Raw genomic sequence first — 742 nt, forward strand, 5'->3', positions numbered from 1 at the left:
TTGGTCGTTAATTTATTATCGGCCGAAGGCTTTTTTCTTGTCTGAATATTGCATAGAAACATTGAATTCTTATCATACGGCAAAGCAAAGTCACTACCATCAATTGCCAGCAGCCGATAGCCATGATACAAAGCAGGCTGTTTCAAAGTTGAATTGAATTCATTGCTAACTTCCCAGAGCAATCAAACTCAAGTCCTCTGAGAAAGTGCCCTAAACCCGCAAAAATACTGTATTTTTAGCACATCTTTGCTTGCATTGATGTGCTTTCCTATGTTAGAATTTGAGTATGATATCATACTCAATGAAGGAGGCCATCATGTACTACAACTGCCTGGTTAATATTCCTAAGAACACTGGTAAAATTTCCAGAAATAAACGGGGTAAGATTACCTATATCGAATTCACTTATGCTAGAGAGTACCTTCCCGAGAAGAAATACAACGTTGCTAGAAGAACGACCATTGGGAAAGCTGACCCAGATCATCCTGGAATGATGTTTCCTAACCCCAACTTCGAAAAGTTCTTCCCTGATGTTGAGATTCCCGCCGAAGGAACGGCGGCTGAACCAGTTAATGAATCAAGAAGCAGCTGTATTCGCATCGGTGCCTTCTCCGTAGTCAGAAGAATTATTGAAGACTACAAGCTCGCTGAGCACTTGAAGCGCTGGGATGACCGGGGAAAGGGACTGCTTCTTGATCTGGCCGCTTACTCTGTTATCGCAGAAAGCAACGTGGCTCAGCAC

Annotated in this window: 2 pseudogenes; one reads left to right on the forward strand and one right to left on the reverse strand. The window is 42.7% G+C overall.

The window, feature by feature from the left end:
- Nucleotides 1–182 (reverse strand): annotated as a pseudogene (locus tag HMPREF3168_RS10400) (hypothetical protein); the annotation flags it as partial.
- A gap of 134 nt (nucleotides 183–316) precedes the next feature.
- Between HMPREF3168_RS10400 and HMPREF3168_RS00835 the strand changes: the two are divergent.
- Nucleotides 317–742, forward strand: a pseudogene (locus HMPREF3168_RS00835) (transposase); the annotation flags it as partial.

This window comes from Lactobacillus sp. HMSC08B12 (genome assembly GCF_001808415.1).
GTDB classification, from domain to species: domain Bacteria; phylum Bacillota; class Bacilli; order Lactobacillales; family Lactobacillaceae; genus Lactobacillus; species Lactobacillus delbrueckii.